Origin of the sequence: Tardiphaga sp. 862_B3_N4_1, assembly GCF_051811085.1 — a bacterium.
Lineage (GTDB): Bacteria > Pseudomonadota > Alphaproteobacteria > Rhizobiales > Xanthobacteraceae > Tardiphaga > Tardiphaga robiniae.
The window spans coordinates 1904274-1918138 of record NZ_JBPWQB010000001.1 but is presented as its reverse complement, the minus strand read 5'-3'; the positions used below and the strand labels follow the sequence as shown (position 1 = coordinate 1918138).

Sequence of the window (13865 nt, the reverse complement as noted above, 5' to 3'; positions counted from 1 at the left end):
GGCGGTGATCCGCCGAACTGAGGGCGTTTCTAAATAAGCGACCGGATTCCGTCAATGCCAAATACGACAGAATTCATCAATTAAATCATCGCGTTATAATTACGGTTATATAATACCTTAGTAATTACCCAACGTTCGGAATGGAATAGGTCGACGTCACATGGGCGATCGGATCTGCCGAAGTGCCTGATAACAGGGTCACTTCGCCCACGGCGAGGCGTTTTCCGAGCTTCAGCAGCTTGGCGGCCGCCAGAACGTCCTGTCCCGGCAAGCCCTTGCGCAGGAAATTGATGTTCAGGCTGGTGGTCACTGCGAGGCCCACGGGGCCGATCGCCGACAACAGCACGACGTACATGGCGAAATCGGCCAGAGCCATCAGGGTCGGACCCGATACCGTGCCGCCCGGCCGCAGCATGCGTTCGCCATAGGTCTGGCGCAGCAGGCAAGTGGTACCATCAGCGCTTTCAATCGCGATATCGCCGGCGCCAAAGGCCTGCGGGAACTCGCGCTTCAGAAACGCCTCGAGTTCAGCCACGCTCATTTTCGCAGTCGCCATGTCTCTACCCTGCTCTCGCTTGTGCCGTCCTGTTACAATATGGTGACGGTCCTGCCCAGCGATGGAATCTCAAGTCATGGTTCAACCAGCACGCGCGGAAACAGCGCGGCCATCCATTCTTCTGCGTGAAACGGTCGGCAGCATCGGCGTGTTGACGCTGAATCGTCCGGCTGCCCGCAACAGCCTCTCCGAAGGACTGATCGGCGAGCTGCACGCCGCCCTCGATGACATGGCCGGCGACAAGACCCTGCGCGCCGTGGTGATCGCCGCCAGCGGCCCGGTCTTCTCCGCCGGACATGACCTGAAAGAACTCACCGCGCGCCGCACTGATGCCGATCGTGGCCGCGCCTATTTCGCGCATATGATGACGATCTGCAGCGCCATGATGCAGGCCATCGTGCGGCTGCCGAAGCCGGTGATCGCCGCCGTGCAAGGCGTCGCCACTGCTGCAGGCTGCCAACTCGTGGCGAGCTGCGATCTCGCTATCGCCTCCGAACACGCAAAATTCGCGACGCCCGGCGTCGATATCGGCCTGTTCTGTTCGACGCCCATGGTGGCGCTATCGCGCAACGTGCCGCGCAAGCAGGCGATGGAAATGCTGCTGACGGGCGAGCCCATCTCCGCCGAACGCGCCCGCGAGATCGGCCTGGTCAACCGCGTGGTGGCCGCCGGCACCGAACGCGATGCAGCGATCGCGCTGGCAGAACAAGTGGCGCACAAGTCGGCGCATACGGTGAAGATCGGCAAGGAAGCGTTCTATCGCCAGGCCGAGATGAATCTCGCGGATGCCTATCGCTTCGCCGCTGAAGTGATGACCGAGAACATGATGGCCCGCGATGCCGAGGAAGGCATCGGCGCGTTCATCGCAAAGCGCGAGCCGAAGTGGGAAGACCGGTAATTGAAATGAACCACGACAGCTATAACGACGCCTATATCCGCGAGATCCTCAACACCGTCAAAACCGTCGCGATGGTCGGCGCCTCCCCGCAAAACGTGCGGCCGAGCTATTTCGTGTTCAAGTATCTCGCCGAACGCGGCTACGACATGATCCCGATCAATCCGGGCCAGGTCGGCAAGAGCCTGCTCGGCAAGCCGTTCGTCGCCTCGCTGCAGGAGATCGGTCGCCCTATCGACATGATCGACATCTTCCGCAGCGCCGATCACGTGATGCCGATCGTCGAACTCGCGCTGACGCTTAATCCGCTGCCCAAGGTGGTGTGGATGCAGCTCGGCGTGCGCCATGACGAGGCCGCCGCCAAGCTTGAAGCCGCAGGCATCAAGGTGGTGATGAACCGCTGCCCCAAGATCGAATATGGCCGGCTGTCGTCGGAGATCCAGTGGATGGGTGTCAATTCGCGCACGCTCAGCTCCAAGCGCGCGCCAATCCCGACCCAGGGCATGCGGCTGTCGCTGAATCGCAGCAGCCTTGGCGGTGGTAGCACCGCTGCGGCCGATCGCGTTGCGCAGCAAAATAACAAGGACAAGAACGACACCGCCTGACGGTGCGTTTCGCGATTTTATTTCCTTTGAAATGACACAGCGCAGCACGACTGTTGCGAAGTCAGGGCAAAATGCCGCCTCGCCTTGACGGCAGCGCTGCGCCCGATCAGGTTGGCGCCAACAAACCGCTATTCGACAGGGAGTGATGATGAACGATCGTATTCCAGGCTTCGGCACCCTCGCCGTCCATGCCGGCGCGCAGCCCGACCCGACCACCGGTGCCCGCGCGACGCCGATCTATCAGACCACTTCGTTCGTCTTCAACGATGCGGATCACGCCGCCTCGTTGTTCGGCCTGCAATCCTTCGGCAACATCTATACGCGCATCACCAATCCGACCACGGCCGTACTGGAAGAGCGCGTCGCAGCGCTGGAAGGCGGCACGGCCGCCCTCGCCGTCGCGTCCGGCCATGCCGCGCAGCTGGTGGTGTTTCAGCAGTTGCTGCAGCCCGGCGACGAATTCATCGCCTCGCGCAAACTCTATGGCGGTTCGATCAACCAGTTCAGCCACGCCTTCAAGAGCTTCGGCTGGAACGTGGTGTGGGCCGATCCCGATGACGTCCCGTCGTTCGAGCGCGCGGTGACTGACAAGACCAAAGCGATCTTCATCGAGTCCATCGCCAATCCTGCCGGCTCGATCACCGACATCGAGGCGGTTGCTGCCATCGCCCGCAAGGCCGGCGTTCCGTTGATCGTCGACAACACACTGGCGACCCCCTATTTGATCAAGCCGATCGACCACGGCGCCGACATTGTCGTGCATTCGCTGACCAAGTTTCTCGGCGGCCACGGCAACTCGCTCGGCGGCATCATCGTGGACGCGGGCACCTTCGACTGGTCGAAAGGCAACAAATATCCGGTGCTGTCAGAGCCGCGCCAGGAATATCATGGCATCAAGCTGCAGGAGACCTTCGGCAACTTCGCGTTCGCCATCGCCTGCCGCGTACTCGGCCTGCGCGATCTCGGCCCGGCGCTGTCGCCATTCAACGCGTTCCTGATCCAGACCGGCATCGAAACGCTGCCGCTGCGCATGCAGCGCCACAGCGACAATGCTAAGGCGGTCGCCGAATGGCTGTCGGCCCATCCGAAAGTGGCGGCGGTGAATTATTCGGGATTGTCGGATAACCGCTATCACACCCTCGCGCGCAAATATGCACCGAAGGGCGCGGGCGCCGTGTTCACCTTCAGCCTGAAGGGCGGCTATGACGCCGGCGTGAGTCTCGTGTCGAACCTGAAACTGTTCTCGCATCTGGCCAATGTCGGCGACACCCGCTCGCTGGTGATCCACCCGGCGTCGACCACCCACAGCCAGCTCGACGACGAAGCCAAGACGCGCTCCGGCGCCGGACCCGACGTTGTCAGGCTGTCTGTCGGCATCGAAGACAAGGAAGATCTGATCGCGGATCTCGAACAGGCGCTGAACGCTTAAGTTCTTTCCTCGCCCCGCCAGGCGAAGCAAAGCTTCGCTGGGCGGGGAGAGGGTGGCGCGGACGCAGTCCGCGTCGGGTGAGGGGGAGCCAGTGTTTCACTCACTGGCTCCCCCTCACCCGGATTACTCGCTTCGCTCCTAATCCGACCTCTCCCCGCAAGCGGGGCGAGGTTAAGAAGCGCTAGGCCTGACCGCGCATCGCCTTGTCTTCCCGCACCAGCCGCGCATTGCGCTGGAATACCGAATAGGTCGCCAGCGCGAACAGCACCACCAGCAGCTGGATCGACAGCGCTTCCAGCGTCGGATTGAAACCGATCGCCGTCAGGAATGCGCTGCCTGGCGCGTCGGTGACCCCGATCATCGCCTGTTCCTGGAATTCCTGGATCGCTTCGCCGATGAACTTGATGCCCATCACGAACAGGAAGGCCGAGGTGATGATGAACAGCGGTCGCAGCGGGATGCGCTGGGCGATCATGTTGATGAAATAAAAGAGCACGACGAGACCGGCGGTCGCCGCCGCCAGACCCCCGAACAGTCCGACGCTCCAGCCGCCTTCGGTGGTCGCGAGCGTGTTGATGAACAGCACCGTCTCGGCGCCCTCACGAAACACCGCGAGAAATGCCAGCATCGCGACGGCCAGACCGGTATCCTGCGCGAGCGCCTGATCTGCCTTCGCCGCCAGATAATCCTGCCAGCCGCGCGGATCCTGCTTCACCATCAACCAGCCGCTGACATAGAGCATCAGGCCCGCCGCAAACAGGATGACGATGGCCTCGAAGACATCGCTGTGATCGCCGGAATTGAACACTGCGAACGCCCATGCTGCGACCAGGCTGGCGAGGATTGCCGCCAGCGCGCCCAGATAGAGCGCGGTCACGCGATGGTCGCCGCCGGATTTCCTGAGATAGCCGGCCAGCGCCGCGATCACGAGCATGGCCTCAAGGCCCTCGCGCAACAGAATGACAGCAGCCTGAATGAATGCGGAGGACATGACCCAATCCCGTGTGGTGGTGCGTAGTATCTATTGCGCGGTGCGCATGAGCGAAAGCCGCACAGCCACACGACTGCGTCAACTCCGTTACAATCGTTCTAGTCGGTAACGCGCAACAGCTAGGCGGCCTTGCCGACCGCGAGGTCGAGCTGACGCTCCGTCAATGCCGCCCCGCGCGGCTTCATCCGCTCCACCTGCAGGATCGCCAGCGTCAGAACCACGATCGCGACCGCCTGATGGGTCAACGCCAGATCGATCGGCACCTGATGCAGCAGCGTGAGAATGCCGAGCGCGGCCTGCATCGCGATCGATGCCGCCAGCCACAGCGCGCCATTGACGACGGCAGTCCCTGCCCGCGCGCGGATCGCATCGATCACATGCCAGATCGCGAGTACGAACAACACATAGGCGGTCATGCGATGCTGGAACTGAACCGTCAGCGTGTTGTCGAACATGTTGCGCCACCACGGCTCCTCGAAGAACAGCCGCGACGCAGACGGGATCAGCGCGCCGTCGATCTCCGGCCAGGTGTTGAAGACGCGACCGGCGCGCAGACCCGCAACCAGCGCACCGAAATAGATCTGCAGGAAGGTCAGCCCCAACAATACCCAGCTCGTCACGCGCAAGCGACTTGCCGCCAGCACCGGCGCACGGTCGCTCAGGCGGCGCAGCGTCCAGACGATGGCGGCGAAGATGATCAGTGCCAGCATCAGATGCGCCGCGAGACGATATTGCGAGACTTCCACGCGCTTGGTCAGGCCCGAGGCCACCATCCACCAGCCCACCGCGCCCTGCAGGCCGCCGAGACCGAAGATCACCCACAGCCGCTTCTTCAGTTCCGAGGTCAGGATACCGCGCCACAGGAACCAGAGGAACGGCAACAGGAACACCATGCCGATGACGCGGCCGAGCAGACGATGGCTCCATTCCCACCAGAAGATGGTCTTGAACTCATGGAGCGTCATGCCGCTATTCAGTTCGCGATATTGCGGGATCTGCTTGTAGGCCTCGAAGGCCGCGATCCAGTGCGATTCATCGAGCGGCGGAATGGCGCCGGTCACCGGCTTCCATTCGACAATCGACAGGCCGGATTCGGTGAGCCGTGTCGCGCCGCCGACCAGCACCATCGCCACGATCATCGCGGCGACGGCAATCAGCCACCAGCGCACCGGGCGTAATTCCTTGGGGCGGGTTTGGGACAAAGCGGTCATCGCAGGGGTCTCGGGAACAGCCGCAAAATCAGCGCCAAAATCAGCGCCTTGAATGAAATTTCGAGCCCCTTATAGTCCGCCCGCGAAGGCCTGCAAAGTTGGGCACTTTGCCTAACCCGATCTCAAGCCGACTTTGGACCGCACATTTCCGTCATGACCATCCGCACCCGCAAATTCTTCGGAACCATCTTTCTGCTGATCCTCGTGGTGGTGTGGTCGCTGCTCGGCATGACCATCGCGCAGACCCCCTGGCTGGCCAATAACGGCTGGCTGCAGGCAGCCTTCTATGTCATCGCCGGTCTCGGCTGGGTGCTGCCGGCGATGCCGATCATCAGCTGGATGGGCAAGGCCGATCCTGTGGATCCCGAGGTCGGCTAGCGCTGCGCGCCCGCACCAAGCATCACGCCGGATACCATCACCCGCAAGGCACGCAACGATTGTCGGCGGCCGTCCCAGGCCAGCCGCGGCAGCGCATGCAGATCCGATCCACCATTGGCCTCGATGATACCGGGGAGCGATGTCACGGCACTGGCGAACCCGGCCTGCGTCACCATCGCGACGTGACGCCTGTCGAATGAGGCCTTATCGCCGAACGGATAGGCGAAATGTCGCGGCTCATAGGGCAGCGCGGCTTGCGCCACGGCCCGCCCCATGGCGATCTCGCGCGACGCCGCGCTATCACCGAGATTGGCGAGCGCCGGATAGTTAACCGTGCTGCTGCCGATGGTCGCCCGCGGATTCCCAGCAAACGTGGCCACATCGTCCCAATGCATCGCCGCATGATGTGACAGGGTCGCAGTATCGACCGAATAGCGTTTGCAGAGATCGTCCGCCGCAACGGCCAGTTCGTGCGGCGGCAACGTCCGCAGCCAGCTATCGAGATAGTAATAGGCGCGATATTTGTCGGCGATAGTGGCCGTCTCGAAATGCCGCTGCCGGTGATCGATGATCAGGCTGATGCGATCATGCGTTGCGATCGCCTGCTCCAGCGCCAGCCACCACATGGCGCCGAGCCCGTCGGCAAAGGCGCTCGGCAGATAGAGCGTGAACGGCACCTCATGCGCCGCCAGTAGCGGATAGGCGAAATCGACGAAGTCGCGCGTGCCGCCATCGAAGGTCAGCGCAACGAAGCGCCGTCCTGTGCGGGGTAAGCTGGCGCGGCGACACACCTCGTCCATGCCCACGATATCGACGGGCCAGCGCTTCAGCGCGCGGATCGTTCGATCGAGAAACCACGGCGTGATCTCGTGGGCTTTCAGCGGCTGGAATGCATCCTGCCGGGGCGGTCGCACGCGTTCGAATTTGAGGATGATACCGGCACCGCCCCGGCTGCGTTCCAGCAGACGGTGCATGCCGCTGAGATAAGTCAGCTCGAAGCCCAGCGCCAACAGCCAACCGGTCTTGTATGACACCGCAGATTCCCCCAAGCGGCGTCATGCCTCTCGCCAGTCGGCTATTGTCATTACTGTTTGTTGACATTTCTTTGCAAAGGTCGCCCCAAACCTAAAAATCTAAACAAAATCTGAAACAGGCTCGCGATGACCATGGCTGCTGTGATGGAAACACCTGTGGCGATGGCAACTGCGAGCCACATCGCGCGCGTCGATGTGATCAGCGATTTCAGCGCCGCCGAAGCCATCTGGCGCAGCCTTGAGACGTCCGAACAGCTCTCCACGCCCTATCAGCGCTTCGACTTCCAGTCGGCCTGGCAGACCCATATCGGCGTCCAGGAAGGCTTGAAGCCCTTCATCATCGTCGCCTATGACGCCGCACATCAGCCGCTGATGTTGTTGCCACTCGCCGTCAGCCGCGAAAACGGCATGCGCGTCGCCGGCTACCTCGGCGGCAAGCACGTCACCTTCAACATGCCGCTGTTCCGCCGCGACTTCGCGGCGCAGGCGACAAAGGCAGATATCGACGCCTTACTGCGCGGAATTCAAAAGCACACCGAGACAGTCGACGTCCTCGCGCTGGTCCGTCAGCCAAAAAGCTGGATCGGCATCGACAATCCGCTCGCGCTGCTGCCAAGCCAGGCCTCGACCAATGATTGTCCAGTGCTGAAGATGGTGCCCGGCGAAGCGGCGACAGATCGCATCAGCAGTTCGTTCCGCAAGCGCCTGAAGACCAAGGAAGGCAAGTACCGAAATCTTGCCGGCTATCGCTACATGCACGCAAAGACGGACGCCGAGGTCAAGCGCGTGCTCGACGCCTTCTTCGCCATCAAGCCGCTGCGCATGGCCGAACAGAACCTGCCCAACGTATTCGCCGAGCCCGGCGTCGAAGCCTTCATCCGCCAGGCCTGCATGACGCCGCGCTCGGATGGCTACACCATCGATATCCACGCGCTCGCATGCGACGAGGAAGTGATCGCGATGTTCGCCGGTGTCGCCGACGACAGCCGTTTTTCGATGATGTTCAACACCTACACCATGTCGGAGAATGCCAAATACAGCCCCGGCCTGATCCTGATGCGCACCATCGTCGACGCCTATGCCGAGCGCGGCGTGACCTCGCTGGATCTCGGCATCGGTGGCGACGACTACAAGCGGATGTTCTGCAAGGATGACGAGCCGATCTTCGACAGTTTCGTGCCGCTCACCACGCGCGGCAGGCTCGGCGCCATGGGCCTGTCGTCCTTCGCCCATGCCAAGCGGATCGTGAAACAGACCCCGGCCCTGCTGCAGATGGCGCAGATGCTGCGCCACGCGTTTCAGCGGTAACGAATACCTTCAATTGGCAATTGAAACGACGTCATGCCCGGGCTTGACCCGGGCATCCACGTCTTAGTCGTTGCGTTGAGGCGAAGGCGTGGATGGCCGGGTCAAGCCCGGCCATGACGAGGGTTCGTCGACTACGCCGCAAACACGCGGCCGCCCGGCCCGACCGGGTCGTTGGCCGGCGGCGTTGAGCGCAACATCTTCACGTCGGCGAAGCCCACGGCCTTGAGCTGTTCGGCCATCAGCTCGCGTGCATCCATGCTCATGGTGACTTCCGGCACCACCACGGCGCGGGCCTGGTCGGTCAGAAGTCCCGCCGGGAGATCGGCCGCGGTGCCGGCATCCAGCAGCACGTGATCATAGACGCGCAGCAGCGCATCGAGCGCCATTGTCAGGCGCGGCGACTGCAACAGCGAACGATCGGCGCCGGCGCGGCCGGCGGCGACCATATGCAGGCCCGACATCCGGTCCTTGGTGATGACCTGGCCGAACGTCGCCTCGCCCAGCATCAGCTCCGCCAGTCCGGGCGCACGCGGATCGTTCGATACGGCTTCCAGCGTCGGCGACGACGAGGCCAGATCGACCAGAACGACTTTCGCGTCACGCGACAGGATGCGCGACAGCGTCAGCGCGGTGAGCGCGATGTTGTCGTTGTGGCCGGTGCCGAGGATCGTGATCTTCCGCGCCGATTTCCCGGCGGCGCGAAACTCCTGCGCAAGCTGTTCGATTTCGCTGACGCCGGCGGCCAGTTCGGGATGGGTATCGCGCACCACGGGTTGCGGCGCGGCAACGGGAGCCGGCTCGGGCACGATGCCCGGCGCAACGACAGTTTCCGGCTCACGCACGGCAACAGGCACCTGATCCACGAACGGCTTGAACGCCGGCTCGGTGACGCGGGCCTGCGCGACCGGCACCATCGGCGCAGCGCCGCGCGGCGCGGTCATGCGCAGCAGCTCGCTGGTCACGATGCCACCGGCGGTCAGCATCAGCGTCGCCAGTGTTGCGATCAGCACGATCGGCAGCTTCTTCGGATAGGCCGGCGTATTGGACACGATGGCCCGAGAGATGATGCGACCATCGGTCGGTGCCGCCTCGATATTCTCACGCGTGGACGCCTCGCGGTATTTCGCCAGATAGGATTCGAGCAGATCGCGCTGCGCCCTCGCCTCACGCTCCAGCGCCCGCAACTGCACATCCTGGCCGTTGCTGGATGTCGCCTGACGCTTCAGCTGTTCGAGATTGTTGGTGAGGCCATCGACGCGGCCGCTGGCGATGCGCGCATCGTTTTCGAAGATGCGCGACAGTTTCGCGGCTTCGTCGCGCAATTGCTTGTCGAGATCGCCAAGCTGGGCCCGCAGCTCCTTGATGCGCGGATGCGCGTCGAGCAGCGTCGAGGACTGTTCGGCGAGCTGCGCACGCAGCGTCACGCGCTGCTCGGACAGGCGGCGGATCAGGTCGGAATTCAGCACTTCCGAGAATTCGATCGGCTTGCCGGTCTGCAGCATGTCCTTGATGAGCCGCGCCTTCGATTCGGCGTCGGACTTCAGCGAGCGCGCATTGTTGAGCTGGCTGTTGATCTCGCCGAGCTGCTGGTTGGAGAGCGACGTATTGTTGGTGCCGATGAACAGGCTGGACTTGGAGCGGAATTCCTCCGCGCGCGCTTCCGCCTCGACGACCTTCTTGCGCAGGTCATCGATCTCGCCGGACAGCCATTGCCCGGCCGATCGCGCCTGGTTCTGCCGCGCGTTCTGCTGCATCACTAGGTAGCCGTCGGCAATCGAATTGGCGACGCGCGCGGCGAGTTCAGGATCGCGCGACTGGAATTCGACGACCATGACGCGCGACTTGTCGACCGCATAGGCCGTCAGGCGCTCGTAATACGCATCGAGCACGCGCTCTTCGGGCGTCATCGAGAACGGATCGCGGCCAATGCCCATCAGGCCGAGCAACGACCGCCATGGCTGCGCGCCCTGCAGCACCGGATCGAATTCCGGGCGCTCCGCGAGCTTGTTCTTCTTGATGATCTCCCGGGCAAGATCGCGCGACAGCAACAGCTGCACCTGGCTGGTCACGGCTTCTGCGTCGAGAGAGGTACGCTCTTCGTTGCGCTCGCCGCTGGGTCGCAGGAAAACGTTTTCACGCCCGTCGATCAGAATGCGTGCTTCCGACTTGAAGCGCGGCGTGATCATGTTGACGATGACGAGCGAGCCGACAAGTGCCAGCAGCGTCGGAACGAGGATCCACATCTTGCGGCGGATGAGCGCCTGCCACAGCGCGCGCAGATCGAGGTCGCCGAGATCGGGCGCCGGCGCAGCGATCACGCGCTCTGCTTTCTTCTCCGGATTTTTGCGAGAAACCGGGTTTGGCATGGTTGGCGCCTTGATGGCCCGTTCGACCGACGCATCGCCCTTGCCTGCACGCCAGAATGCCAAACGCATCGCCTACCCCACCCAAACGCCACTGCGTCTACTCAACGGAATCGATTAAAGACGATTAAGGTTGCCGCGCGGTTAATTGGCAGGCTGATACCGGGACGTTGCAGCGGAAGCCTGAATCCACACGGTTTTTTAACGACGAAGGCTCTTATTGGATTCAATTGCTTCAGGGATTTTTCCGATGTGCGTCCCAGCTCCCGGCGACGCCCTCCTCGTCAGTGAATGCCGATTCTGATCATGAGCGCACCTTCGGACACGCCGCTTCGCATCCTGCACGCTGTCCGCGCGCCGGTCGGCGGCATCTTTCGCCACATCATCGATGTCGCCAACGGCCAGGCCGATCGCGGCCATGAAGTCGGCATCGTCGCCGACAGTCTGACCGGCGGCGACCGCGCCCGCGATGCACTGGCCGAGATCGCCCCACGCCTGAAACTGGGCACCTATCGCCTGCCGATCCACCGCGAGCCACATCCGGGCGACGTTCTGGTCTGGATGCAGTTCATGCGCCTCGTCAGCCGGCTGAAACCAGACGTGCTGCATGGCCACGGCGCCAAGGCCGGCGCCTTCGTGCGCCTGAAGGCAAAGTCGAACAGCGTCATCCGCATCTACACGCCGCATGGCGGTTCGCTGCATTATCCGCAAAATACGGCGAAAGGCGCCTTCTACAGCCGCCTCGAACGCGCGCTGATGAACCGCACCGAACTGTTCCTGTTCGAGAGCGCATTCGCCCGCGACACCTATCAGCGCATGATCGGCACACCGTCAGGCCTCGTGAAATGCGTGTTCAACGGCGTAACATCTGGCGAATTCGACCCCGTCGAGCCCGCCGATGACGCCACCGATATCTGCTATGTCGGCGAGTTCCGCCGCATCAAGGGCGCGGATCTGCTGGTCGATGCCGTCGCGCGCCTGCGTGCCGACGGCCAGCCAGTCACCTTGACGCTGGGCGGCGACGGCGAAGAGACCAACGCATTGAAGGCTCAGATAACGCGCCTCGGTCTCACCGACGCCGTCCACTTCATCGGCCATGTCAAACCGCGTTACGGCTTTTCGAAAGGACGCCTGCTGGTGGTTCCATCGCGCGGCGACTCGATGCCCTATGTCGTGATCGAGGCCGCCGCTGCGGGCATTCCGATGATCGCCGCCAATGTGGGCGGCATTCCGGAAATCTTCGGATCGCACACCTCCGCTCTGTTCCAGTCGAACAATGTCGACGCCATGGCCGCGGCGATCAAAACTGCTCTCGATGACATCGCCGCTGCGCGCGCCCGTGCACAATTGCTCCGTGAGCGCATCGCGGAACATTTCTCGCAGGACGCAATGGTCGAGGGTGTCATCGAAGGCTATCGCAGCGCATTTGCGAAACGTTAACTCTCCTTAACCTGTAACCAAATCTTCCGATTTGTCCGGTAATTCTCACGAAAAGCGGTAGGCTTGACGTGCGACATCGCATGCCAGCGCAACAACGGACATTTCACCTTGGACCCGATCAACGCACGTTCAATGATCGACGCGGCCGCGACGGACGCGCCCGGCGAACGCCGGTTCGAACGTCGTCGCAGACTGACGCCCGCGGCTCTCGCCGTCGCCGATCAGAAGGTGCGCGCCGCCTACTCGCCCGTCGTCATCACCGGCGTCGTACGCGTGGTCGATTTCCTGATGCTCAGCATCATCGGCATTGCGCTCAACCTGCTCTATGTCGCGCCAGAAGCTGGCTTCAGATGGGAATACTTCGCTGCGATCGTCGCGATGGCGGCTGCTGCTGTGGTGTGTTTCCAGTCTGCCGATATCTATCAGGTGCAGGTGTTCCGCGGCCACATCAAGCAGCTCACGCGCATGATGTCGGCATGGGCCTTCGTGTTCCTGCTGTTCATCGGCGTCTCGTTCTTCGCCAAGGTCGGCGGCGCGGTGTCGCGTGTCTGGCTCTCCTCGTTCTTCTTCGTTGGTCTCGTCGCCCTGATCGCGGAACGTGCTGTCGTGCGTGCGCTGATCAAGCGCTGGGCGCATCAGGGCCGTCTCGACCGCCGTACCATCATCGTCGGCGCCGATTCCAATGGCGAGACGCTGATCAGAGACCTCAATGCACAAGAAGATTCCGACATCCAGATCCTTGGCGTGTTCGACGACCGCAACGACAAGCGCTCGATGGACACGATCTCCGGCGCGCCGAAGCTCGGCAAGGTCGATGACATCATCGAATTCGCGCGGCGCACCCGCGTCGATCTCGTGCTGTTCGCGCTGCCGATCTCGGCCGAGACGCGCATTCTGGAAATGCTGAAAAAGCTGTGGGTGCTGCCGGTGGATATCCGCCTGTCCGCGCATACCAACAAGCTGCGCTTCCGCCCGCGCTCCTATTCCTATTTGGGCAAGGTGCCGACCCTCGACGTGTTCGAGGCGCCGATCACCGACTGGGATCTGGTGATGAAGTGGCTGTTCGACCATATCGTCGGCGGCCTGATCCTGCTCGCTGCATTGCCCTTCATGGCGCTGGTGGCCATCGCCATCAAGCTCGACAGCCCCGGCCCGGTGCTGTTCCGGCAGAAGCGCTTCGGCTTCAACAACGAGCGCATCGACGTCTTCAAGTTCCGCTCGCTCTATCACGACCAGGCGGACCCGCTGGCCAAGACCGTGGTCACCAAGGGCGACAAGCGCGTCACCCGCGTCGGCCGGTTCATTCGCAAATCCTCGATCGACGAATTGCCGCAGCTCTTCAACGTGGTGTTCAAGAACAACCTGTCGCTGGTCGGCCCCCGCCCCCACGCCGTTCAGCAGAGGGTGCAGAGCCAGCTGCTGGACGAGGCCGTCGACGGTTATTTCGCTCGCCACCGCGTCAAGCCCGGCATCACCGGCTGGGCGCAGGTCAATGGCTGGCGCGGCGAAGTCGACAGCGAGGAGAAACTGCAGAAGCGCGTCGAGTTCGATCTCTACTACATCGAGAACTGGTCAGTGCTGTTCGATGTCTACATCATGCTGAAAACGCCGGTTTCAATGCTGACGAAGAACGAGAACGCGTATTGAGGCAGGCC

12 protein-coding genes are annotated in these 13865 nt (G+C 62.6%); 7 read left to right on the top strand and 5 right to left on the bottom strand.

Going from position 1 to position 13865, the window contains the following annotated elements; translation table 11 throughout:
- Positions 1 to 124: 124 nt before the first annotated feature.
- Positions 125 to 556 (bottom strand): PaaI family thioesterase, encoded by a 432-nt coding sequence (locus AB8B02_RS08920; protein WP_068730919.1) that lies wholly within the window; start codon positions 554 to 556, stop codon positions 125 to 127.
- Between the two features lie 76 nt (positions 557 to 632).
- On the opposite strand from AB8B02_RS08920, the gene AB8B02_RS08915 reads away from it, so the two are divergent.
- The 3 genes from AB8B02_RS08915 to AB8B02_RS08905 all read left to right on the top strand — a co-directional run bounded on the left by AB8B02_RS08915 (position 633) and on the right by AB8B02_RS08905 (position 3485).
- Positions 633 to 1454: an enoyl-CoA hydratase gene (locus tag AB8B02_RS08915; protein ID WP_439063748.1), complete on the top strand. Its 822-nt coding sequence runs from the start codon at positions 633 to 635 to the stop codon at positions 1452 to 1454.
- Positions 1455 to 1459: 5 nt separating this feature from the next.
- A complete protein-coding gene (locus AB8B02_RS08910) occupies positions 1460 to 2056 on the top strand; it encodes a CoA-binding protein (protein ID WP_231080828.1) in 597 nt (198 codons plus the stop codon).
- A 148-nt stretch (positions 2057 to 2204) separates the two neighbouring features.
- On the top strand, positions 2205 to 3485 hold the full coding sequence (locus AB8B02_RS08905; RefSeq protein ID WP_439063747.1) for an O-acetylhomoserine aminocarboxypropyltransferase: 1281 nt from the start codon (positions 2205 to 2207) through the stop codon (positions 3483 to 3485).
- 181 nt (positions 3486 to 3666) lie between these two features.
- Here the strand turns inward: AB8B02_RS08905 and AB8B02_RS08900 are convergent, their stop codons facing one another.
- The gene (locus tag AB8B02_RS08900; RefSeq protein WP_439063746.1) at positions 3667 to 4476 is read right to left on the bottom strand and encodes an FTR1 family iron permease; all 810 of its coding nucleotides are present in this window, start codon (positions 4474 to 4476) and stop codon (positions 3667 to 3669) included.
- A 119-nt stretch (positions 4477 to 4595) separates the two neighbouring features.
- On the bottom strand, positions 4596 to 5687 hold the full coding sequence (locus AB8B02_RS08895) for a COX15/CtaA family protein (protein ID WP_439063745.1): 1092 nt from the start codon (positions 5685 to 5687) through the stop codon (positions 4596 to 4598).
- 153 nt (positions 5688 to 5840) lie between these two features.
- Here AB8B02_RS08895 and AB8B02_RS08890 point away from each other — a divergent pair, with 153 nt between their 5' ends.
- Positions 5841 to 6065 (top strand): DUF2842 domain-containing protein, encoded by a 225-nt coding sequence (locus AB8B02_RS08890; protein ID WP_175367111.1) that lies wholly within the window; start codon positions 5841 to 5843, stop codon positions 6063 to 6065.
- On the opposite strand, the gene AB8B02_RS08885 is transcribed toward AB8B02_RS08890, so the two are convergent.
- Positions 6062 to 7039, bottom strand: a complete 978-nt coding sequence (locus AB8B02_RS08885) for a polysaccharide deacetylase family protein (RefSeq protein WP_439064614.1) — start codon at positions 7037 to 7039, stop codon at positions 6062 to 6064. The genes AB8B02_RS08890 and AB8B02_RS08885 overlap by 4 nt on opposite strands.
- A gap of 186 nt (positions 7040 to 7225) precedes the next feature.
- Here AB8B02_RS08885 and AB8B02_RS08880 point away from each other — a divergent pair, with 186 nt between their 5' ends.
- Positions 7226 to 8407 carry a GNAT family N-acetyltransferase gene (locus tag AB8B02_RS08880; RefSeq protein ID WP_439063744.1) on the top strand — a complete coding sequence of 394 codons (1182 nt, stop codon included), beginning with the start codon at positions 7226 to 7228 and terminating at the stop codon, positions 8405 to 8407.
- 131 nt (positions 8408 to 8538) lie between these two features.
- On the opposite strand, the gene AB8B02_RS08875 is transcribed toward AB8B02_RS08880, so the two are convergent.
- Positions 8539 to 10842: a GumC family protein gene (locus AB8B02_RS08875; RefSeq protein ID WP_439063743.1), complete on the bottom strand. Its 2304-nt coding sequence runs from the start codon at positions 10840 to 10842 to the stop codon at positions 8539 to 8541.
- A 234-nt stretch (positions 10843 to 11076) separates the two neighbouring features.
- Here AB8B02_RS08875 and AB8B02_RS08870 point away from each other — a divergent pair, with 234 nt between their 5' ends.
- The gene (locus AB8B02_RS08870; protein ID WP_439063742.1) at positions 11077 to 12210 is read left to right on the top strand and encodes a glycosyltransferase family 4 protein; all 1134 of its coding nucleotides are present in this window, start codon (positions 11077 to 11079) and stop codon (positions 12208 to 12210) included.
- 108 nt (positions 12211 to 12318) lie between these two features.
- Positions 12319 to 13857 carry an undecaprenyl-phosphate glucose phosphotransferase gene (locus AB8B02_RS08865; RefSeq protein WP_439058192.1) on the top strand — a complete coding sequence of 513 codons (1539 nt, stop codon included), beginning with the start codon at positions 12319 to 12321 and terminating at the stop codon, positions 13855 to 13857.
- Positions 13858 to 13865: the final 8 nt, after the last annotated feature.

Bases quoted from the DNA above. Each gene is read 5' to 3' on its own strand.
- AB8B02_RS08920 (WP_068730919.1), bottom strand. From the start codon at position 556: ATGGCGACTGCGAAAATGAGCGTGGCTGAACTCGAGGCGTTTCTGAAG.
- AB8B02_RS08915 (WP_439063748.1), top strand. From the start codon at position 633: ATGGTTCAACCAGCACGCGCGGAAACAGCGCGGCCATCCATTCTTCTG.
- AB8B02_RS08910 (WP_231080828.1), top strand. From the start codon at position 1,460: ATGAACCACGACAGCTATAACGACGCCTATATCCGCGAGATCCTCAAC.
- AB8B02_RS08905 (WP_439063747.1), top strand. From the start codon at position 2,205: ATGAACGATCGTATTCCAGGCTTCGGCACCCTCGCCGTCCATGCCGGC.
- AB8B02_RS08900 (WP_439063746.1), bottom strand. From the start codon at position 4,476: ATGTCCTCCGCATTCATTCAGGCTGCTGTCATTCTGTTGCGCGAGGGC.
- AB8B02_RS08895 (WP_439063745.1), bottom strand. From the start codon at position 5,687: ATGACCGCTTTGTCCCAAACCCGCCCCAAGGAATTACGCCCGGTGCGC.
- AB8B02_RS08890 (WP_175367111.1), top strand. From the start codon at position 5,841: ATGACCATCCGCACCCGCAAATTCTTCGGAACCATCTTTCTGCTGATC.
- AB8B02_RS08885 (WP_439064614.1), bottom strand. From the start codon at position 7,039: ATGCACCGTCTGCTGGAACGCAGCCGGGGCGGTGCCGGTATCATCCTC.
- AB8B02_RS08880 (WP_439063744.1), top strand. From the start codon at position 7,226: ATGACCATGGCTGCTGTGATGGAAACACCTGTGGCGATGGCAACTGCG.
- AB8B02_RS08875 (WP_439063743.1), bottom strand. From the start codon at position 10,842: ATGCGTTTGGCATTCTGGCGTGCAGGCAAGGGCGATGCGTCGGTCGAA.
- AB8B02_RS08870 (WP_439063742.1), top strand. From the start codon at position 11,077: ATGAGCGCACCTTCGGACACGCCGCTTCGCATCCTGCACGCTGTCCGC.